This is a genomic window from Rhodococcus sp. no. 34, from assembly GCF_054589475.1.
The window spans coordinates 16,551-38,011 of sequence record NZ_BAAILK010000019.1 but is presented as its reverse complement, the minus strand read 5'-3'; the positions used below and the strand labels follow the sequence as shown (position 1 = coordinate 38,011).

The following is a 21,461-nucleotide window of genomic DNA, read 5'->3' as shown; positions in this document are numbered from 1 at the left end:
GGCGCCTACTCCGCGATGACAGCGTGCGGGTAGTCCGCCGAACGGTGCTGGAAACGCGTAATGGCGGGATTCACGATGACGCCGTCACGGATTTCGATGGCGCGGTCGACGGTCTCGTCTGCCTTCCAGGCCGTCTCTCCTGCCATCACAGTGGGCAGGTAGGGAAGAAGTGATTCGCTGATCTCCCACGACGCGGAGTTCCACAGGTATGACGGACTGTGGTCGACACCGTAGTAGGTGATGTTGTCACCGACGATGAAGGTCGGCTCGGCAAACGAGGTGGGGCGAGCCCAACTGAAGCCCATGCCTTCGTCGCACGATACGTCCACGATGAGGCTGCCGGGTTGGAAGTCCATGAGGTCTTCCTCGGTCAGGAACGTCAGTGGGGCGTCCGTGTTCTGCAGTACGCAGTTGACGACGATGTCGTGCTCGGCCAAGAAACCGGGCACCGGCACGCTGTGGTTGTCGAGCATGACGTGGCTGCCACGGACGTCACCGTTGTTGTTGTCGAACGAGACCATGCGCGCCGAGTGGATGGGGGAGCTGACGGCGGTGACTCCACGCTGGGTGAGGACGTCCACTTCGTGGATACCGTGCGCCTTGAGTGCTGTGACCGCGCCGCGTGCAGTGGCTCCGAAACCGATCACGGCAGCGGTGAGACGCCGGCCGTAGTCACCGGTGGAACCGATCAACTGCAGGGCGTGCAGTACCGAGCAATAACCGGCGAGCTCGTTGTTCTTGTGGAACACATGCAGATTGAACGATCCGTCGCTGTGCCAGAAGTTCATGGCCTCGAAGGCGATGAGAGTCAGTTTCTTGTCGATCGCGATCTGTGTCAGTTCGGTGTCCTGGACACAGTGCGGCCAGCCCCAGAGAACCTGACCTGATCGTAGCTCGGCGAGGTCACGCACCAACGGCTTCGGTAGCAGAACCACATCGGTTTCCGCCAAAATCTGCTTGCGCGTGCGGATTCCGGCAACGAGGCGCGAGAGGTAGTCGTCGGAGTAGCCGAAGGGGTGGCCGTAGCCTTCTTCGAGGTAGATCCGAGAACGTAGTTCGGCATCGATGCGATCGAAATGCGCAGGATGGATCGGCAACCGGCGTTCTGCCGGTTTGCTCGACTGTCCGATGACTCCAAGGGTGCGTGCGTTGTTCAATTGTGTATCTCTCGATAGGAGCAGGTAGAGATGTCAGGCAGGAGCCTGAGGGACTAGCAGAAGCCGCAGGAACGCTGGCAGATTGCCTCGGCCAGGACCGCGTGAAAGCGTGCTGGCTGCGCTGCTGTCGATCGCCGACGGCAACAGAAAGGCGCGTCGGTATGTGCTCAGTCTAGTCCGGAACGGCCCTCGCGCGGTGGCCGGGCGCTGTGTCGTGCTCCGCTGACGTGTGGCTACTGCTCGCGCAGGCGTGAATCCAGTACGGCCAGTTGGATTTTGCTGGCGTCCGCGTGTATCTGACGTCCTTTGTCGGTGACGTCGACGAAGATTCCGCGCCGGTCGGCCTCGCACAGTGCTCGCTGAACCAGTCCGGCCTTCTCGAGACGGGCCACGCTACGGGAGAGCGCGCTGGGGCTCAGGTACATCTCCGAGGCAAGCTCCTGCATGCGTGGACGTTCGCACGTGGCGTCCATGAGTCGGTCGAGAGCCTCGAAGTCGCTCATGCTCAGCCCATGCGCCGACTGCATCTGGCGATCGAGTTCGCACGCGATGTCGTTGTAGCTGGTCGACAGCGAGCGCCAGGTGTTGCGCAATTCGGATTCCGACGTCACGACCGCATTCTAGTTGAAGACTCGATTACGTGCAATTGCATTAAATGCTTGTGCATTATGTGCATGTGCATCTATTCTCGCTGACGTGACTTGCACAGACTCGACACTCAAACCATTCGATTCGCCGGAAGCCCCGGTTTCTACGGAATCCTCGGATCCGGCCACAGGGGAGGGCTGGTCCCTCAAGCTGTGGGGCATCCTCGCGGTGCTCTGCCTCGTGTTGTTCCTCGACGGTCTCGATGTGTCGATGGTGGGCGTCGCTCTTCCGTCCATCGGCAATGAACTGGGCCTGTCCACTACCTCGCTGCAGTGGATCATCAACGGCTACGTCCTCGGATTCGGCGGCCTGTTGCTACTCGGTGGACGTACCGCCGATCTTCTCGGGCGCAGGAAGGTCTTCCTGATCGCGCTGACCGTCTTCGCAATCGCCTCGCTGGTCGGTGGCCTTGTCGACAACGGAACACTGCTGATCGCATCACGATTCGTGAAGGGATTGGCTGCCGCCTTCACCGCTCCGACCGCAATGTCCATTCTCACCACGACGTTCAAGGAAGGTCCGGCCCGTAACCGTGCGCTGTCGGTGTTCTCCGTGTTCGGCGCCAGTGGTTACTCGTCCGGTCTGATCCTCGGTGGGCTGCTGACGAGTGCCGGTTGGCGATTCACGTTCCTGATGCCGGTTCCGTTTGCCGTCATCGCGCTGATCGGTGGGTACTTCCTCATTCCGCGGGACCGTCCCGCAGATACCGGGGGACACGACCTCGTCGGCGCCGTCACCCTGGTGACGGGAATGCTTCTCACGGTGTACACGATGGTTTCGGCTCCGACCCGTGGATGGGCACACCCGATGACGCTGGGTTCGTTCGCCGTCGCAGCCGTGCTTCTGGCGACGTTCTTCTTCGTGGAGAAGAAGGTGGCGCATCCGCTTGTGCGACTTGGGCTTCTGCGCGTCGGCACCATCGTTCGTGCAAATCTGGCCATCATCGCGCTCTTCGGTTCCTACCTGAGCTTCCAGTTCATGATGACGATCTTCCTGCAATCGGCCCTCGGCTGGTCGCCCCTGAAGATGGCGATGGCACTGCTGCCCGCGGGCATCATCGTCGCATTCGGATCGCCGTTCGTCGGACGGCTGGTCGACCTGTACGGCAGTGCCAAGCTCATCATCGCGGCACTGACCTCGCTCAGCGTCGGGTACCTCTGGTTCCTCTTCGCGGGCAGCGATTCACCGTCGTACGTCGTGGCGATTCTGCCGAGCGTCATCCTGCTCGGACTCGGATTCGCGCTGGGGTACACCTCGATCATGGCCCAGGCCACCTCGGGTGTCGACGACTCGGAGCAGGGTTTGGCGTCCGGGCTGGTGAACACCTCCGCTCAGGTCGGTGCGGCGCTCGTGCTCGCTCTGACCACTGCCCTCGTGACCGCTGGATCGCACACCGCGTCCGGCGCCGGTACGGCCGGATTCGAGCAGTTCCATCCCGGACTGATCCTGGTTACCGGAGTCGCGCTGGTGGGCTTGGCGATCACCGTCTCGCCGCTGTTACGTGGAAGGTCGCAGCGGGGAAGATCCGTGCGTGAAAGGCGCGCTGAGGAAGAAAAGGAATTGGCCGAGGTCAACTGAATACTTGCTTCATCCGCGAATGCGCTCGGCCGCGTAGGAGACAATCCTGCGCGGCCGAGTTGCTGTGTCTGAACTATCGGGTGGCAGATTTCAGGGCAGCGTCTTTCAGGGCAGCGTCTTACAGAGCAGCGTCTTTCAGTGCTACGTCGAAGCTCGTCGACGTAGCTTGCGAACCGAGAATCAAGGCAAGGCGCACCAACATGGCTTCGCGGTCGGACGGATCAGCCTGATCCAGTGCATTCGACAGTGTCAACCAGACGTGTTCGCGGCGGCCCTCGTCGTCGATCACAGTCGTCGTGACGGACTGTTGCGAGTCGAAGTGCGTCGGGGCGGTGCCGGCGGTGAGGTGCTTGGCCACGTCGTTCAATTGCGTGGGATCGCTGATGCGGCACAGCACCAATCCGTCGGGCCGAATCACGAAGATCTCGCCGACACGAGCGCCGAGGGCAGATGCGAGATTGCCTTCGGCATCGGGAACCGTGGAGCCGGTAGTTCCCACGGTGATCACGCGTACGGTTTCCGGTGCAAGGGCCTGAGCAAGGATTTCGGCTTGCGTGTCGAGTTCGGATACCAGCTCAGCTGACAGTCCGAAAGCCAGCAGGCCGAATCCAGTACCGCGCAGACTGTTCAAGGAGGTAGATGAACCGTCCGCCGAGACCTGGACGACCCTGTCTTCCAACGGATCGCCGGGTAGTACGCCCTCGGCGCCCGCAGCTGTGGGCCACGTCAGCGGGGAGAGCCGGGCGTGCGTCGCACTCGACTGGCGCGGGTTGATGAGGTGCGCGAATTCGCTTCGCTTGGTGGCGATTTCGAGTACGGCATCGCGGGTGGTCCGGTAGCCGTGACTTCCCGGCGACATGATGAGCGTCGACTTGCCTGCGTTGTCGACGTTCTGCTGCCACGCGCTGCGACGTTCCTTCGAATACGCGTCGAGGATGGTGGAATCGGCAGCTCCGTTGATGACGGCGGCTAGTTGCCACACCAAGGTCTCAGCGTCTTCCATGCCCGAGTTCAGGCCGCGCACACCGAAGATCGGAACGAGATGCGCGGCGTCGCCGGCAAAAAGCACACGGCCGTGAGTGAAATCTTCCAGAGCGAGTGCGTGGGCGCGGTAGAAGCCGAACCATTCCAGGGTCCAGGGGATGTCGCTCTGGAGCCATTCGAGGTGACGCGTGATGCGGTCACGGATGCGATCTTCTTGCGTCTCCGCTTCCGGATCGTCCGAGGCGTCGAGCTGGTAGTCGATGCGCCAGATGTCCCGTGGTTGGCGATGCATGATGATCGTGGACCCCGGGTTGCTGGGTGCGTCGAACCACACCAGACGCTCGGCCGGGAGTTCCGATTCCCAATGAATGTCGGCAATGACGTAGTTGCCCTCGTAGCTGTTGCCCTGCAAGCGGATTCCGGTGAGTTCGCGCATCTTGCTGCGTCCACCATCGGCGGCAACGACCCACGCCGCGCGCAGTTCGCGGGTTCCGAACGCGGTGTCGACGGTCAGAGTCACCTCGTCGTCACCGACGGAGATGCCGGCGATCGACGACGACCAGTGGAAGTTCACCAGTGGGTGAGCGAGCAGCTTGTCGGTCATGATCTGCTCGAACTCGGATTGCGAGACGTTGACCATGGGTCCACGCGCGTCGTGCTCGGCGGATGCCATGCGGAACTGCAGTACTTCCTGATCGCGGTAGTAACTCCGACCACCCACCCACGGCAGAACGATGTCTTCGAGCTCGGCACCGAAGCCGAGGCGTTCGGCAACTTCGAGGCTGTGGCGTGACACGCAGATCGCGCGACTGCCGAACGAGACCTGATCGGCCGCTTCGAGAATCGTGACGGCAATGCCGCGCTGCGCCAAGCCCATGGCTACGCCCATGCCGACGGGGCCGGCTCCGACGATCACGACGGGAAGTGCGTCGGCCGAAGGCGCCAGGGAGGCGAAGTCCTCGGGTGCGTACTTCTTCGGATGAAAGTAGGTCGACATGGTCACGAGACTTTCTGTGCGGCAGTGTTTTTCGGGATCAGTTGAGGTTCCGGGAGCAGCAGGATGGAAACCAGGCTGATCACGGCAATGATCACGAAGTAGACGGTGATGGCGAACGAGGTGTCGAAGGCGGCGTAGAGCGCGGTGGCGATCATCGGGGCCAGACCGCCGCCGAGGATTGCGCCGATCTGGTAGCCGAGTGACGCTCCGCTGTAGCGGATGTGTGCGGGAAACAATTCGGCGAACAGTGCCGCTTGTGGGCCGGCGCAGCAGCCGAGCGTGAAGCCGAGGGCGATCATCGATACGAGCATCACCGGAACGATCGCTGTGTCGATCAGCGGAAAGAACACCGCTGCCGCCACTACCAGGGTGATCGAACTGCGGATGTAGACGGTCCGGCGTCCGAGAGTGTCCGACTTGTGAGCGCTGAAAGCCATTCCCGCCATCCAGAACGGGCAGGATGCGATGAGAAGAAAGAGCATCGTGGTCTTGCTGAAGCCTAGTTCGGTCTCGCCGTACTTGAGGACGTAAACCATGTACGCGTACGCGATTCCGTTGGTGGCGATGAAGGTTCCACCGGCGAGGAGCACAGTCTTCCAGTGTCTGGTGAGAACCTCGAGAATCGGCATGGACTCCGCCGGTGCCTCGGACTTCGACGCGGTGAACTCGTCACTTTCCTCGAGGCCGAGACGGATCCACATCGCAACGCCCACCAGAACTGCGCTGAGCAGGAACGGGATTCGCCATCCCCAGGAGTTGAATGCATCGTCGTCCATGAAGGCGGCGAGGGGGAGATAGACGAGATTGGCCACCAGTACGCCTGCGGGAACACCGATTTGTGGTGCGCTGCCGTACAGCCCCTTCCTGCCCTCCGGTGCGTTTTCGGTGGCGACCAGAACTGCGCCGCCCCACTCGCCGCCGACACCGAGTCCCTGAACGAATCGCAAGGTCACCAGGAGTACGGGGGCAAAGACGCCGATAGCGGCGTAGTTGGGTAGCAGCCCGATGGCAACGGTGGCGCAGCCCATCAGCATCAACGAGGTGACCAACATGGATTTGCGTCCGATGCGGTCGCCGAAGTGGCCCATCACGATTCCGCCGATGGGACGCGCGACGAATCCGACGGCGAGGGTGGCGAAGGCGGCGAGGGTGCCGGCCAGATCGGACGTGCCGGGGAAGAACTGCTTGCCGAGCACGAGTGCGGCGGCGGTGCCGTAGATGAAGAAGTCGTACCACTCGATGGCGGTGCCGACAAAGCTGCCGAGGGCGGCCTTACGCGCCTTGACCGTCGCGGCGGCGCGCGTTGCGGTCGGTGAGGCGATGGAGGTCATGAAGTGCCTTTCGAGATGAATGTGGCTTGAAGAAACAATGACGTGCGCCACAACAATTGAAAAGCGAAAGAATTGGAGGTTCTTGCACGGAAAATACGTGGAACCAGCTCCGCTGCCTGGTAGCGGGACTATTGGGCAGGTTCTGAGGGTGAAACGAATTCTATGAAAGCGCGTGCGACGCGGCTGAGGCGAGTGTTCTGGTGCCAAGCGAGAACTACGTGCACCGACGGCACGGCGGGGGAAGCGATGGTCTTGACGACCACCTCGAGCCCCTCGTACGTGACGTCGATCTTGGGCCGCTGGAGTAGCAGCGTCCAGCCGAGGCCACGGCCGACAAATGCCCTCGCCGTCTCGAAGTTCGCAGTTCTGTAGGCAACCTTCGGGGCGAATCCGCCTGCGCGACAGACGTCGAGCGCGTGTTTGGTGCTCGGCGGCGCGTCGAGGAGAACCATCGGGTGTTCCGCCAGGTCCGGAAGATGGATCGGTCGCTCGGACCGCGCGAGTGGGTGTTCTGCACCCAGGACGATCAAGGGTTCGCGGATGGCCAACGGAACTGTGCGCAATTGTGGAGACAGGTCCAGGTCGTAAGCGATTGCGAGGTCCAACTCGCCGTTCTCGAGATGTGTCTGGAGCCGATTCTGAGTGTCCTCGCGGAACTCCACCTGCGCGTCAGGATTCTCACGGGTGAACCCGGCGATCATCGACGGCAACACCGTCGGCCCCAGAGCGGGATAACAGCCGATCGCGATGGGCCCCGACACGCTTCCGCCGGTTCCGAGCGCATCGGATTCGAGTTCCCCGGCTTGCTGAAGTAGCGCCCGGGCGCGCACCAGAACGGATTCACCGGTGCGGGTCAGTTGAATGCCGAATGAGCGACGGCGAACGCACAGTTGAACTTTGAGCGCGCGTTCGAGTTCGGTGAGCGCCGCGGACAGGGCGGAAGGAGAGAGGTGCAGGCGCTCGGCCGCGGCACTGATCGTTCCGGTCTCGGCTACCGCGACAAACGCAGCAAGCTGACGCATCGTGTACGTGGGAGCAGGATCGATGCGAGGCATGAGATCGACAGTAGTCGGGTAGATTGCCCTGAATATTTTGGTGTGGCACCGTGAAGAGGTCGACGATCAATCGCTGACCTGCGTCTTCGTGGTGCCCCCGGCAGGATTCGAACCTGCGACCTTTCGCTCCGGAGGCGAACGCTCTATCCCCTGAGCTACGGGGGCGCACCGAATACTCGGTGTGCCGATTGGGCTGCGTTAGCGTAGCGCATCACGGGGGGACAAGACCAAACCGGCACCCGTCTCGGCATGGCGTCCTCGCGTGAGGTAGTCGAGGATGCGGCCGGGGACCATGGTCGTCGAATCATCTGTACCGACTGACTCGGATGCTTTTTACGCCTAGGCTCGGCTCTGAGCACAGGCTCGGGCGGACTGCTCGGGCACCCTCGTGAGGTACGGGAGTCGTTGATGACCGATCACCACTATTCCGAAGACCAGCTCGCGCTCGACCTGAAGTGGTGGGCAGCGGCCAACTACCTGACCGTCGCGCAGATCTATCTGAAGGACAACACGCTTCTGCGGGAACCGTTGCGTGCCGAGCACATCAAGCCCCGACTGCTCGGGCACTGGGGGACCAGCCCCGGCTTGTCGATGATCTACACGCTCCTCAATCGGCACATCGTCGCCACCGGCGCAGACTGGCTTTACGTGACCGGTCCCGGGCACGGCGGTCCGGCGCTGGTCGCGTCGACGTATCTCGAGGGAACGTACTCGGAGATCTATCCGGAAGTCTCGGACGACGCCGAGGGCATCCACCGGATGTGTCGGCGATTCTCCGCTCCCGGCGGAGTGCCCAGCCATGTGAGTGTGCAGACACCCGGAAGCATCCACGAAGGCGGCGAGCTCGGCTACGCCCTTGCCCATGCGGCCGGCGCTGCCTTCGATCATCCGAACCTCGTGGTGGCCTGTGTGATCGGCGACGGCGAAGCGGAGACCGGGCCGTTGTCCGGCTCGTGGAAGCTCCCGGCGTTCCTGAATCCACGACGCGACGGCGCGGTGCTGCCGATCCTGCACGTGAACGGTGCCAAGATCGCCGGGCCGACGGTCTACGGACGCAGCAGCGACGAAGACATCCAGGCCTATCTTGGTGGACAGGGGTGGGCGCCGATCGTCGTCTCCGGTGACGACCCCGACGCGGTGTTTCCTCAGCTGTATCAAGCGATCTCGCAGGCGCACGAGAAGATCCGCGAGATGCAGGGTGCCGCACGCCGCGGAGAGGAGTGGACGGGTTCGTGGCCGGCAATCGTGTTGCGGACGCCGAAAGGATGGACCGGTCCACACACCGTCGACGGAATCTTGGTCGAGGGCACACATCGTGCGCACCAGGTGCCGTTGTCCGGCGTGCGAAGCAACGAATCACATCTGCGGCAACTCGAAGAGTGGATGCGGTCGTACCGTCCGGACGAGTTGTTCGACGCCAACGGATCACTCGTCGCGGAACTGGCGGCGCTGTCGCCGACGGGGGACAAGCGCATGGGGAGCACTCCCTACGCGAACGGTGGACGACTTCGCGTCGATCTCCCGATGCCGCCGCTCGAAAAGTATGCGCTTCCCATCCAATCCCCGGGTTCGACCTTCCACGAGACGACGCGAGTTCTCGGCGAGCTTCTGCGCGACATCTACGCCGCCACGGAAACCGAGGACAGCGGCGGGATCTTCCGACTCTTCTGTCCGGACGAGACGTCGAGCAATCGCCTCGGCGCCGTATTCGAGACAACCGATCGCTGCTGGCAACTGCCGATCACCGACTACGACGACGGGCTGTCCGCGGACGGTCGTGTCATGGAGGTCCTCAGCGAGCACCTCTGCGAGGGATGGCTCGAGGGCTATCTGCTGTCGGGCCGACACGGGATGTTCGCGAGCTACGAAGCATTTGCGATGGTGAGCGTGTCGATGCTCATCCAGCACGCCAAGTGGCTCCAACATGCCGTCGACCTGCCGTGGCGGGCGTCTGTCGCTTCGCTCAACGTGCTGTTGACCAGTACGTGCTGGCGCAACGACCACAACGGATTCAGTCATCAGGGCCCCGGCATGATCGACGCCGTTATTCCCTTGGCACCCAGTGTGATCCGCGTGTGGCTGCCGCCGGATTCCAACACCTTGCTCTCGATCTCGGACCACTGCCTGCGTAGTACCGACCACGTCAACCTGATAGTCGTGGACAAGCAACCGCACCTGCAGTACCTCACGCTCGAGCAAGCGCACGAGCACTGCGCGGCGGGCGCTTCGGTCTGGGAATGGGCCGGAACCGAGGCTCGCGGACAGGAACCGGACGTGGTCCTGGCCGCCGCGGGAGATGTGCCGACGCAGGAGATCCTGTCTGCTGCACAGTTGCTGCGCGATCACACACCCGAACTGATCACCCGCGTCGTCAACGTCGTCGATCTGATGGCCTTGCTGACGCCAACCGAGCATCCCCACGGATTCGGGGAGCGGGTCTTCCTCGATCTGTTCTCCGCGCAGACCGACGTCGTGTTCGCATTCCACGGATACTCGCGTGCCGTGCACGAACTGATTCACGGGCGTCCGAGTCCAGAGCGCTTCCACGTTCGCGGATTCAGTGAACAGGGAACAACCACAACACCGTTCGACATGGTTGTCCTCAACAAGATGAGCCGCTACCACCTGGTGATCGAGGCGCTACGACGCTCCAAGCGTCGGCCGGCCGGGGCGTCCGAGTTGGCGGAGTTCTGCCGCACACAACTCGAAAAGCACTCGCGTTACATCGTCGAGCACCTCGAAGACATGCCGGAAGTAGAAAACTGGACCTGGTCCTGAAATTCAGGACCAGGCCCAGTTGGGTCTGAACAATTGCGGCTCAGTGCAGTGCAGTGCAGTGCAGTGCAGTTCAGTTCATGGGCAGTGGCACTGCGCCGCGAGCTGCCAACATGTCGGTCATCAGCTTGGACTCGCTCTGCTGCGTGTTGACCATCGTCTGCGCCAGGCTGCGCACCGGCCCCTCGGTGGCGTCGGCTGCTGCGTACTCCATCATCGGAAGCCCACCTTCGTGGTGACGAAGCATCAGCTGCAGGAACAAGGTGTCGAGTTGCAGACCTTCCGCTGCGCGGAGAGCCGCAAGGTCCTCGGGGGACGCCATGCCGGGCATCGTGTCGACCGGCCCGGAATGACTCATGTCCATCGTGGCCGAAGTCCCGTGCGATCCATGGCCGGAGCCCGAATCGGACGACATCCACTCCATGTACGGGCCCACCTTGGACAGCGGCTGATCCCACATGGTCAGCCACGCCTGCATCTGACCGAGCTGGTTCTGCTGCGTGGTCAAGATGTCGAACGCGAGCGTGCGTACGTCGTTGTCGGTGGACTTCGTCAGGGCGATGGCCGCCATGTCGACGGCCTGGCTGTGATGCACGCTCATGTCCTGAGCGAATCCGACGTCCACCGAATCCGATGCCGGAACGGTCAGTGACGACTTCGCGTCGGGTCCGAGGAGATTGGTGAATGCGCCCAATGCAAAACCGACGGCGATCGCGCCGATCAGACCGATGATCAGCAGTGCGGTGCGCTGACTCGGCTTCGAAGACTGATCGGTGTTCTGTGAACTATCCACCGGCGGGAATCTGCTCGTCGGTGGCCGGGGTAGCGCCCGTGCCGTCCATCTGGATGGCGTCCGGGCCCGGAGGTGTCGGATCGAACGGCGACGTCGACGGAGTGAACAGCGGATTGGTGCAGCTCGCGCCGACCTCGGGGTAGACGTTCGGGTTCTGATTCAGCGCGGTGATGAACTGATCGATGCGATCGTCGTCGGCCTTGTCGATCTCGAGGCGATGGCCCCACGATTGCAGAGAAATGGGGCTGCTCTGACCGGGGTACGGCGACATCAGCATGTAGGACTTGCCGTTCACGCGTCCGGCGAGACTGTCGATCTGGTCCTGGTCGACGAGATCGGGGTTGTACGTGATCCAGATGGCGCCGTGCTCGAGCGAGTGGACGGCGTTCTCGGTGCGAATCGGGTCGGCGTACACGGTTCCGGTGCAGTTAGCCCAGGTGGCGTCGTGCGGGCCACCGAACGGCGGGGTCTGGTCGTACGCCACGCGCTGAGTGGAATCGACGTGCTGGCCGGCCGGGTACTCGATCTTGAGGACGCCGTCGATCTTGTCCGACGGATCCTTGTTCTCGGAGCTGTACTTGTACGGCTCGAGGGCCTGCCGCTCCTCGACCTTGGGCCACAGATTGATACCGAGCACGGCGATGAGTGCGAGCACAGCCACACCGGCGCCGATCGACAGCCAGGGGATCTGGCGGGGAGCGGGGACGCCGCCCTTGCCCTTCTTGGCCGGCCGACTGTTCTTGTTGGCGGCCTTGATGGCCTTGGCTGATTTGGCCCCGGAGTTCTTGTTGGGACCGCGACTATCGGAACCGCTTGGCATCGATTGGGCTCTTTCGGTGTGTGGGCTTGAGGTGTGGCGCGCCCGCGCATGAAGGTACGCGGTGGTAGCTCGGGCATTACCACTGTACTTTCCGAGTCTGAGGGCAAACTTTGAGAGTGGCGTGCGACACGCCACAGCGGCCCCGCGCACGTTCACGGAGAGCGAGGCGTGAGGCGAGTCTCCACTTCCGGTGTGCAGGCAATAGGATGAATACCTGTGACTCCAGCTGACCTTGCCGAACTGCTCCGCGGAACCGCAGCGAGCGTCCTTGCCGATCGTGGCCTCGACGTATCCGTGCTACCCGAAACCCTCACCGTCGAGCGACCACGCAACCCCGAGCACGGCGATTACGCCACCAACATTGCCATGCAGGTAGCCAAGAAGGTCGGCACGAATCCCCGCGAGCTGGCGGGCTGGATCGCCGAAGCCCTCACCGCTGCCGACGGAATCGAATCCGCCGAGATCGCCGGGCCCGGCTTCCTCAACATTCGGTTGGACAAGGACGCCCAGGGCGCGATCGTCGTGTCGGTTCTCGAAGCCGGTGCGTCGTACGGCTCGGGTGACTCCCTCGCCGGCAAGAAGATCAACCTCGAATTCGTCTCCGCCAACCCCACCGGACCGATTCACCTCGGTGGAACCCGTTGGGCCGCAGTCGGAGACGCGCTCGGACGCATTCTGTCCGCGCAGGGTGGTTTGGTAACACGTGAGTACTACTTCAACGATCACGGTGCCCAGATCGACCGCTTCTCGCGTTCGCTGATCGCTGCAGCGAAGGGTGAACCTGCTCCCGAAGACGGTTACGCCGGTGCATACATCGCCGACATCGCCGCCTCGGTTCTGAAGCAGCGTCCCGACGTCATGGATCTGCCTGCCGACGAGCAGCAGGAAACCTTCCGCGCCATCGGCGTCGAATTGATGTTCACGCACATCAAGCAGACCCTGCACGACTTCGGCGTCGACTTCGACGTCTACTTCCACGAGAACTCGCTCTTCGAATCCGGTGCGGTCGAGAAGGCCGTCGAATCCCTCAAGGGTTCGGGCAACCTCTTCCACGAAGACGGTGCGTGGTGGCTCAAGAGCACCGACTACGGCGACGACAAGGACCGCGTCGTCATCAAGAGCGATGGCAACGCCGCCTACATCGCCGGTGACATCGCCTACTTCCAGAACAAGCGCGCACGTGGGTTCGACCTCTGTATCTACATGCTCGGCGCCGACCATCACGGTTACATCGGCCGTCTCAAGGCTGCCGCTGCCGCATTCGGCGACGATCCGGACACCGTCGAGGTGCTGATCGGCCAGATGGTCAACCTCGTCAAGGACGGCACTGCCGTCAAGATGAGCAAGCGTGCAGGCACCGTCATCACCCTCGACGACCTGGTCGAGGCAATCGGCGTCGACGCCTCGCGTTACGTCATGATCCGCTCGTCGGTCGACTCGAGCATCGACATCGACCTCGACCTGTGGACCAAGACCAGCAGCGAGAACCCCGTCTACTACGTCCAGTACGCGCATGCACGCCTCTCGGCGATCGCTCGCAACGCCGCAGACCTCGGTCTGTCCGCCGACGCGAGCAACCTCGCCCTGCTCACCGTCGAGCAGGAGGGTGACCTCATCCGCACGATCGGCGAGTACCCACGCGTCGTGTCGAGCGCTGCGAATCTGCGTGAGCCGCACCGTATTGCCCGCTACCTCGAAGAACTCGCGGGTGCGTACCACCGCTTCTACGGCGCGTGCCGCATCCTTCCGCAAGGCGACGAAGACGCCACCGACGTGCACCGCGCGCGTCTGGCTCTCTGCGCCGCCACCCGACAGGTCCTGGCCAACGGTCTCGAACTGCTCGGCGTCACCGCACCGGAGCAAATGTGAACGCGCACCCCGCCGGCCCCAAGCACGCCGAGCAGTTGCAGGCCCCCGGCTTGCCCGACCGTCCGACCAGCCCCGAAGCCTTCGGCGAACTCTCACCGCAGGTGTGGCCGCGCAACGCTTCTCGTGGCGACGACGGTGAAGTGACCCTCGCGGGTGTCAAGGTCGGTGAACTTGCCGAGAAGTACGGCACCCCGCTGTTCGTCATCGACGAGGACGACTTCCGCTCGCGCTGCCGTGACATGGCCCGCGCCTTCGGCCCGGATGCCAAGGTGCACTACGCATCCAAGGCATTCCTCTGTGGCGAGATCGCACGCTGGGTCGCCGACGAAGGCCTCTCGCTCGACGTCTGCTCCGGCGGCGAACTGGCGATCGCGTTGCACGCGGACTTCCCGGCCGAGCGAATTGCCATGCACGGCAACAACAAGTCAGTCGCCGAACTGGCCGCTGGTGTCGCCGCGGGCGTCGGACACGTCGTGCTCGACTCGTCGATCGAGATCGACCGACTCGATCGTGTCGCCGGTGAGGCCGGTGTCGTTCAGGACGTGTTGATCCGACTGACCGTCGGCGTCGAAGCGCATACCCACGAATTCATCTCCACCGCACACGAGGACCAGAAGTTCGGTTTCTCGCTGGCCGGGGGAGCGGCGATCGACGCAGTCCGTCGCGTCTTCGCTGCCGACAACTTGCGACTGGTCGGCCTGCACAGCCACATCGGTTCGCAGATCTTCGACGTCGACGGTTTCGAGGTGGCAGCGCACCGCGTGATCGGTTTGCTCCGCGACGTCGTCACCGAGTTCGGAGTCGAGAAGACCAAGCAGATTTCGATCATCGACCTCGGCGGCGGCATGGGGATCTCGTATATCCCCTCCGACGACCCGCCGCCCGTCGACGAACTGGCAGCAAAGCTCGGCCACATCGTGCGCAACGAGTCCGCACTGGCCGGATTGCCGGAGCCGACGCTTGCCGTCGAACCCGGCCGCGCCATCGCCGGACCTGGCACGGTGACGCTCTACGAGGTCGGCACCATCAAGGACGTCACGGTGGGTAGCTCGCTGACACGCCGCTACATCAGCGTCGACGGCGGGATGAGCGACAACATCCGCACGTCCCTCTACGGTGCGGAGTACGAAGCCAAGTTGGTTTCGCGAACTTCCGAGGCTGATCCCGTCGTTGCACGTATCGTCGGTAAGCACTGCGAGTCCGGTGACGTGGTCATTCGGGACACCTGGATGCCCGAGGACGTCGGGCCCGGTGATTTACTAGCGGTAGCAGCGACCGGTGCATACTGCTATTCGATGTCGAGCAGGTACAACCTGCTCACCCGCCCAGCCGTGGTGGCGGTGCGTGACGGAGTCTCACGCGTGATTCTGCGGAGGGAAACAGTGGAAGATCTGCTCAGCTTGGAGGTATCGCAGTGACGAGCGAATCGGCGCATCGCGCTATCGGTGTGGCCGTTCTCGGCCTCGGCAACGTCGGGAGCGAGGTCGTCCGGATCATTCGTGAGCAGGCCGAGGAACTCGAAGCTCGCGTCGGCGCCCCGTTGGAACTGCGGGGGGTTGCCGTCCGCCGTATCGGCTCGGACCGCGGAATTCCCGAGGAACTGCAGACGACGGACGCCGAGTCCCTGGTCGGTCGTGACGACGTCGACATCGTGGTCGAGGTGATCGGCGGAATCGAGCTCCCTCGCAAGCTGATTCTCTCTTCCCTCAACTCCGGTAAGTCGGTCGTGACCGCCAACAAGGCGCTGCTCGCGGACCACACCGGTGAATTGGCGGAGGCTGCAGAGGCCAACTCTGTCGACCTGTACTTCGAGGCCGCTGTTGCCGGCGCGATCCCCGTGATCCGCCCGCTCACACAGTCGTTGGCCGGAGACCGTGTCAACAAGGTCGCCGGAATCGTGAACGGCACCACCAACTTCATCCTTTCGGCGATGGACGAGACCGGCGCCGACTACGAAGAGACCTTGGCCGAAGCCGGACGACTCGGATACGCGGAAGCCGACCCGACCGCGGACGTCGAAGGCTACGACGCCGCGGCGAAGGCAGCGATCCTCGCGTCGATCGCGTTCCACACCCGCGTCACTGCCGCGGACGTGTACCGCGAAGGAATCTCCACGATCACCTCCGCCGACCTGGCTTCGGCGAAGGCACTCGACTGCACGATCAAGTTGCTCTCGATCTGCGAGCGCATCGTCACGCCCAAGGGCAAGGAGCGGATTTCCGCTCGCGTGTACCCGGCGCTGGTTCCGCTCAGCCATCCGCTGGCCTCGGTCAACGGCGCGTTCAACGCCGTTGTCGTGGAAGCAGAGAACGCCGGCCGGCTCATGTTCTACGGCCAGGGCGCAGGCGGCGCCCCCACCGCTTCCGCGGTGATGGGTGACCTGGTGATGGCTGCGCGCAACAAGGTTCACGGCGGCCGCGGCCCCCGCGAGTCCAAGTACGCCAAGCTCAAGGTCGCCCCGATGGGCGACATCCTCACGCGCTACTACGTGAACATGGAGGTCGCGGACAAGGAAGGTGTGCTGTCCGCAGTCGCCGCCGAGTTCGCCAAGCACGGCGTGAGCATCTCCGTCGTCCGCCAGGAGGGCGCCGGCGCCGGCGCGCGTCTGGTGGTCGTCACTCATGTAGCAACCGACGCGGCTCTCTCCGAGACCGTGGCGGCCCTCAACGAACTCGAATTCGTCACCGCTGTGACCAGCGTGCTGCGACTGGAAGGCACTGAACAATGACCGGCATCGTCAACCCCGTCCACAAGGCATGGCCGGGTCTCATCGAGGCATACCGGGACCGTCTCGCGATCGGTGACAACTGGAAGACCGTCACCCTGCGCGAAGGCGGCACCCCGCTCCTGCCGGCCGGCCACCTCTCCGAGATCACCGGCTGCGACGTCTACCTCAAGGTCGAGGGCCTCAACCCCACCGGTTCCTTCAAGGACCGCGGCATGACGATGGCCGTCACCGACGCCTTGGCCCGTGGCCAGCGCGCAGTTCTGTGCGCGTCCACCGGCAACACCTCCGCCTCGGCCGCTGCGTATGCAGCCAAGGCCGGCATGACCTGCGCCGTGCTCATCCCGCAGGGCAAGATCGCCATGGGCAAGCTTGCGCAGGCAGTCATGCACGGCGCCAAGATCATTCAGGTCCAGGGCAACTTCGACGACTGCCTCGAGCTGGCACGCAAGACCACGGCCGAATTCCCCACCATCGGTCTCGTCAACTCGGTCAACCCGGTGCGCATCGAAGGCCAGAAGACCGCGGCATTCGAGATCATGGACGTCCTCGGCAAGGCTCCCGACGTGCACGCACTCCCGGTCGGAAACGCCGGTAACATCACCGCGTACTGGCGCGGATACTCCGAGTACTACGCGGACGGTCTGACCACGGTGAAGCCCCGCATGCTCGGCGTCCAGGCAGCCGGAGCGGCTCCGCTGGTCAACGGTGCACCCGTCAAGGATCCCGAAACCATCGCCACGGCAATCCGAATCGGTTCTCCCGCTTCCTGGAACGGCGCTGTCGCCGCGAAGGAAGAGTCGAACGGTGCATTCCGTGCCGCCACCGACGAGAAGATCCTCGAGGCTTACCGTCTGATCGCCGCCACCGAGGGCGTCTTCGTCGAACCGGCGTCGGCAGCCAGCGTCGCCGGCCTGCTCGCCGCACGTGCAGAGGGCTGGCTCGAGCCGGGCCTGACCGTCGTGTGCACGGTGACCGGTAACGGTCTCAAGGATCCTGACACGGCTTTGAAGGGTATGCCGAACGTCGAGCCGATCGGTGTCGATCCCGTTGCCGTCGCGGCTGCCCTCGAGCTTGCATAGTGTCCGTGGATTCATCGACCACTCCGCGGAATCCGGTGTCTGACATGACTATAACCCTGCCTATCGGCCTTTCGGTGACTGCTCGCGTCCCGGCGTCGAGTGCGAACTTGGGGCCGGGGTTCGACACCCTCGGTCTGGCGTTGGGGTTGTACGACGAAATCGTGGTCACCACAACGGATTCAGGCCTTCAGATTCGCGTCGAAGGTGAAGGCGCTGCCGACGTGCCCTGGGGTCCTTCGCATCTCGTGGTCCGCGCCATCGAGCGTGGTCTCGAGGCGGCCGGAGTGTGGGCCAGTGGCCTGGACGTGTTGTGCCGCAACGCGATTCCACATTCGCGCGGGTTGGGATCCTCGGCTTCCGCGGCTGTCGGTGGATTGGCAGCAGCCAACGGTCTGGCGCGCGCTCTCGATGCCGAGATCGGCTTGACGGAAGAGCAGTTGGTTCAACTCTCGTCCGAGTTCGAAGGTCACCCGGACAACGCGTCTGCCAGTGTTCTCGGTGGCGCAGTCGTCTCGTGGAGTTGCCCACCGGCCGTCGAAGGCGACGAGCCGATCTACTCCGCGGCCAAACTCGACGTCCATCCCGACATCCGTGCTGTGGCACTGGTTCCCGAGGAGCGGTCGTCCACCGCACACACTCGCGGGCTCCTGCCCGAATTGGTTCCGCACCAGGATGCCTCGTTCAACGCGAGCCGCAGCGCGCTCGCCGTCGTTGCGCTCACTGCTCGGCCCGATCTGTTGATGGCGGCCACCGAGGATCGCCTGCATCAGGCACAGCGCGCACCCGCGCTTCCGCTCACGACGCGATGGATCGGGATCCTGCGCGAGGCGGGTATTGCTGCGACCGTTTCGGGAGCCGGCCCCACCGTGTTGGCGCTCAGCACAGAACCTTTCCCCGTCGAACTCGCGGAAGCGGCGCGGGCAGACGGACTACGTGTGCTCGAATTGGACATCGCCGACGGCGTCGAAGTATCCACGACGACGGTCTGATCCCTGCCTTGGTCCTGGTGATCGCCCACTACCGATCGGTAGTGAACTGACACACCCAGTCGTCCAAATTCTTGCCGGACTCAGGTTTGGGCGCTATCCTGGGCTATGTCCGTACATCGTGCGCGTCAGTCGCCGGTGCATCACCAGGGGGCAAAACTCCTTCCCAATCGGGGTCCACAGTCCTTGGCATGATTCTCGCAGGCATGATCCTCACGCTTGTACCTTCTCCGAAGGTTTGAATCCTCCGCGGATCGAACACTCAGAGGTTCCATCACTCTGGGGTTCAACACACGGGGGAGTGAATCGTCGACGAAGGCGCGTTGGGCAGGTTTGCGAGCGCATGAAAAGTTTGAGGCGAGAGTTTCCGACAATCATGTGACGGCGGACAAGCCGGCAGTTCTGGACAGCAACCACGTACGGCACCACCGAGTTCGGTATTCAATCGAACTGCGGGACGAACCCTCGACTTTGCGCAGTGCGAGTGAGGGAAGGAAAGGACCTCCGTGACCGATACGGACCTCATCGCCACTTCTGCACCCGCCGGGTCGGAATCAGGCGACAATTCTCAGGCGTCATCTTCAGCATCGAACGGTGCGGTGGCGACCTCCACGAAGCGTGCCGAAACGCGCCGTGGTGCCGGACTCTCCGGCATGGTGCTCACCGAACTCCGCACTCTTGCGGGTGAACTGGGCATCAAAGGCACTTCCGGCATGCGCAAGGGTGACCTGATCGCAGCCATCAAGGAGCGCCAGGGCGGCAGCGCAAAGGCTGCACCCGCACAGAGTGAACTCACTCTCGACGACGCACCCGTTGCGCGCACTCGTGCCAAGAGCACTCGCGCTGCACGCACCGAAACCCCCGCAGCCGAAACAGCTCCGGCAGCCGAATCGGCTCCTGCCGAGGCCGCGCCTGCGCGTACCGAATCCACCGAGGATTCCGATCAGAGCGCACCCCGTCGCGGACGTCAGCGTCGTGGCGCCGCTCGTCGTGCAGGTTCACCCGACCAGGGTGAACTGAGCATCGAGCAGGAAGCTCCTTCGGCGAAGTCCGACGCGGACACCGCGAAGGTCGCCGATTCTTCGAAGGTCGCCGAGACCGCCAAGGCCGAGGCTCCGGCCGAGCGTCCTGCGCGCACCGAGGGCAAGTCCGACGCTGATCAGGCTCCCGCCGAGCAGGGCAACGAGCGTCCCCGCCGCGAGCGCAACCGCGACAATCAGGGCCAGCGCGACAACCAGGGCCAGCGGGACAACCAGGGCAACCGGGGTAACCAGGATCGCCAGGATCGCCAGGATCGCGGCAATCAGAACAACGCCGGCCAGAACAACGCCGGTCCGCGTACGGACAACCGCAACAACGGACCGGACGACGACGAAGAGGGTGGACGCGGACGCCGCGGACGCCGTTTCCGCGAGCGCCGTGGCCGTGGTCGCGATCGCGGTGAGGGTGGCGCACCCAACGATTCACGCGAGACCGAGATTCGTGAGGACGACGTCCTGCAGCCGGTCGCCGGCATCCTCGACGTCCTCGACAATTACGCCTTCGTGCGTACGTCCGGGTACCTCGCCGGTCCCAACGACGTCTACGTCTCCATGAACCTGATCCGCAAGAACGGCCTTCGCCGTGGCGACGCCATCACCGGTGCCGTCCGCGTCTCGCGTGACGGTGAGCAGGGCAGCCAGCGTCAGAAGTTCAACCCGCTGGTCCGTATCGACACGGTCAACGGCGGCGACGTCGAGGCCGCGAAGAAGCGCCCCGAGTTCAACAAGCTCACGCCGCTGTACCCGAACCAGCGTCTTCGCCTCGAGACCGAGCAGCACATTCTCACCACGCGTGTCATCGACCTGGTGATGCCCATCGGTAAGGGCCAGCGCGCCCTCATCGTGAGCCCGCCCAAGGCCGGTAAGACCAGCGTGTTGCAGGCGATCGCGAATGCCGTCGCCACCAACAATCCTGAGTGCTACCTGATGGTCATCCTCGTGGACGAGCGTCCCGAGGAAGTGACCGACATGCAGCGCAGCGTGAAGGGTGAGGTCATTTCCTCCACCTTCGACCGCCCGCCGGGAGATCACACCGCAGTTGCCGAGCTGGCAATCGAGCGTGCGAAGCGCCTGGTCGAGATGGGTAAGGACGTCGTCGTACTGCTCGACTCCATCACGCGTCTGGGTCGTGCGTACAACAACTCCTCGCCGGCGTCGGGACGCATCCTCTCCGGTGGTGTCGACTCGACGGCGCTCTACCCGCCGAAGCGTTTCCTCGGTGCTGCCCGCAACATCGAGAACGGTGGATCGCTCACCATCATCGCTACCGCAATGGTCGAGACCGGATCCACCGGCGACACTGTGATCTTCGAAGAGTTCAAGGGCACCGGCAACGCCGAGCTCAAGCTCGATCGCAAGATCGCCGAACGCCGTGTGTTCCCGGCCGTGGACGTCAACCCGTCCAGCACGCGTAAGGACGAGTTGCTCCTGAGCCCGGACGAAGCTGCGGTGCTGCACAAGCTCCGTCGCGTCCTGTCCGGTCTGGACTCGCATCAGGCCATCGATCTGCTGATCGATCGACTGAAGAAGAGCAAGAACAACCTCGAGTTCCTGATGCAGGTCTCCAAGACCGCACCGGGTGCGATCGACGACTGATCGATTCGACGTCAAAAGGCCCACA

The 21,461-nt window shown here is 63.5% G+C and carries 15 protein-coding genes and 1 tRNA gene; 8 read left to right on the top strand and 8 right to left on the bottom strand.

Features of this window, described 5'->3' with window-relative positions; translation table 11 throughout:
* Positions 1 to 5: 5 nt before the first annotated feature.
* Positions 6 to 1,157, bottom strand: a complete 1,152-nt coding sequence (locus ACYP01_RS04860; protein WP_003941354.1) for a N(5)-(carboxyethyl)ornithine synthase — start codon at positions 1,155 to 1,157, stop codon at positions 6 to 8.
* A gap of 233 nt (positions 1,158 to 1,390) precedes the next feature.
* On the bottom strand, positions 1,391 to 1,768 hold the full coding sequence (locus ACYP01_RS04855) for a MarR family winged helix-turn-helix transcriptional regulator (RefSeq protein WP_459678809.1): 378 nt from the start codon (positions 1,766 to 1,768) through the stop codon (positions 1,391 to 1,393).
* An 85-nt stretch (positions 1,769 to 1,853) separates the two neighbouring features.
* Between ACYP01_RS04855 and ACYP01_RS04850 the strand changes: the two genes are divergently transcribed.
* Positions 1,854 to 3,383, top strand: a complete 1,530-nt coding sequence (locus ACYP01_RS04850; protein WP_065456552.1) for an MFS transporter — start codon at positions 1,854 to 1,856, stop codon at positions 3,381 to 3,383.
* Between the two features lie 118 nt (positions 3,384 to 3,501).
* Here the strand turns inward: ACYP01_RS04850 and ACYP01_RS04845 are convergent, their stop codons facing one another.
* The 4 genes from ACYP01_RS04845 to ACYP01_RS04830 form a co-directional block, all read right to left on the bottom strand.
* The gene (locus ACYP01_RS04845; protein WP_387390509.1) at positions 3,502 to 5,364 is read right to left on the bottom strand and encodes an FAD-dependent monooxygenase; all 1,863 of its coding nucleotides are present in this window, start codon (positions 5,362 to 5,364) and stop codon (positions 3,502 to 3,504) included.
* Between the two features lie 2 nt (positions 5,365 to 5,366).
* On the bottom strand, positions 5,367 to 6,695 hold the full coding sequence (locus ACYP01_RS04840; RefSeq protein WP_058227680.1) for an MFS transporter: 1,329 nt from the start codon (positions 6,693 to 6,695) through the stop codon (positions 5,367 to 5,369).
* A gap of 128 nt (positions 6,696 to 6,823) precedes the next feature.
* Positions 6,824 to 7,750, bottom strand: a complete 927-nt coding sequence (locus ACYP01_RS04835; RefSeq protein ID WP_030537328.1) for a LysR substrate-binding domain-containing protein — start codon at positions 7,748 to 7,750, stop codon at positions 6,824 to 6,826.
* 89 nt (positions 7,751 to 7,839) lie between these two features.
* Positions 7,840 to 7,915 (bottom strand) — tRNA-Arg (locus tag ACYP01_RS04830).
* A gap of 243 nt (positions 7,916 to 8,158) precedes the next feature.
* On the opposite strand from ACYP01_RS04830, the gene ACYP01_RS04825 reads away from it, so the two are divergent.
* Positions 8,159 to 10,528 carry a phosphoketolase family protein gene (locus ACYP01_RS04825; protein ID WP_459678808.1) on the top strand — a complete coding sequence of 790 codons (2,370 nt, stop codon included), beginning with the start codon at positions 8,159 to 8,161 and terminating at the stop codon, positions 10,526 to 10,528.
* Between the two features lie 70 nt (positions 10,529 to 10,598).
* Here ACYP01_RS04825 and ACYP01_RS04820 read toward each other — a convergent pair whose 3' ends face one another.
* Both ACYP01_RS04820 and ACYP01_RS04815 read right to left on the bottom strand, forming a co-directional pair.
* A complete protein-coding gene (locus ACYP01_RS04820; RefSeq protein WP_058227678.1) occupies positions 10,599 to 11,318 on the bottom strand; it encodes a DUF305 domain-containing protein in 720 nt (239 codons plus the stop codon).
* Positions 11,311 to 12,138, bottom strand: a complete 828-nt coding sequence (locus ACYP01_RS04815; RefSeq protein ID WP_058227677.1) for a DUF3105 domain-containing protein — start codon at positions 12,136 to 12,138, stop codon at positions 11,311 to 11,313. Before ACYP01_RS04815 ends, ACYP01_RS04820 begins: the two co-directional genes overlap by 8 nt.
* A 216-nt stretch (positions 12,139 to 12,354) precedes the next feature.
* On the opposite strand from ACYP01_RS04815, the gene argS reads away from it, so the two are divergent.
* The 6 genes from argS (at position 12,355) to rho (ending at position 21,436) form a co-directional block, all read left to right on the top strand.
* Entirely contained in the window at positions 12,355 to 14,007 is a 1,653-nt protein-coding gene (gene argS, locus ACYP01_RS04810; protein WP_003941360.1) for an arginine--tRNA ligase, read from the top strand.
* Positions 14,004 to 15,425 carry a diaminopimelate decarboxylase gene (gene lysA / locus ACYP01_RS04805; RefSeq protein ID WP_003941384.1) on the top strand — a complete coding sequence of 474 codons (1,422 nt, stop codon included), beginning with the start codon at positions 14,004 to 14,006 and terminating at the stop codon, positions 15,423 to 15,425. Before argS ends, lysA begins: the two co-directional genes overlap by 4 nt.
* Positions 15,422 to 16,735 carry a homoserine dehydrogenase gene (locus tag ACYP01_RS04800; protein WP_007726192.1) on the top strand — a complete coding sequence of 438 codons (1,314 nt, stop codon included), beginning with the start codon at positions 15,422 to 15,424 and terminating at the stop codon, positions 16,733 to 16,735. Before lysA ends, ACYP01_RS04800 begins: the two co-directional genes overlap by 4 nt.
* Positions 16,732 to 17,814, top strand: coding sequence for a threonine synthase (gene thrC, locus ACYP01_RS04795; RefSeq protein WP_003941280.1), 1,083 nt, complete (start codon positions 16,732 to 16,734; stop codon positions 17,812 to 17,814). Before ACYP01_RS04800 ends, thrC begins: the two co-directional genes overlap by 4 nt.
* A 44-nt stretch (positions 17,815 to 17,858) precedes the next feature.
* Positions 17,859 to 18,803, top strand: coding sequence for a homoserine kinase (thrB, locus tag ACYP01_RS04790; protein WP_007726194.1), 945 nt, complete (start codon positions 17,859 to 17,861; stop codon positions 18,801 to 18,803).
* A gap of 503 nt (positions 18,804 to 19,306) precedes the next feature.
* Positions 19,307 to 21,436 (top strand): transcription termination factor Rho, encoded by a 2,130-nt coding sequence (gene rho, locus ACYP01_RS04785; protein ID WP_322002106.1) that lies wholly within the window; start codon positions 19,307 to 19,309, stop codon positions 21,434 to 21,436.
* Positions 21,437 to 21,461: the final 25 nt, after the last annotated feature.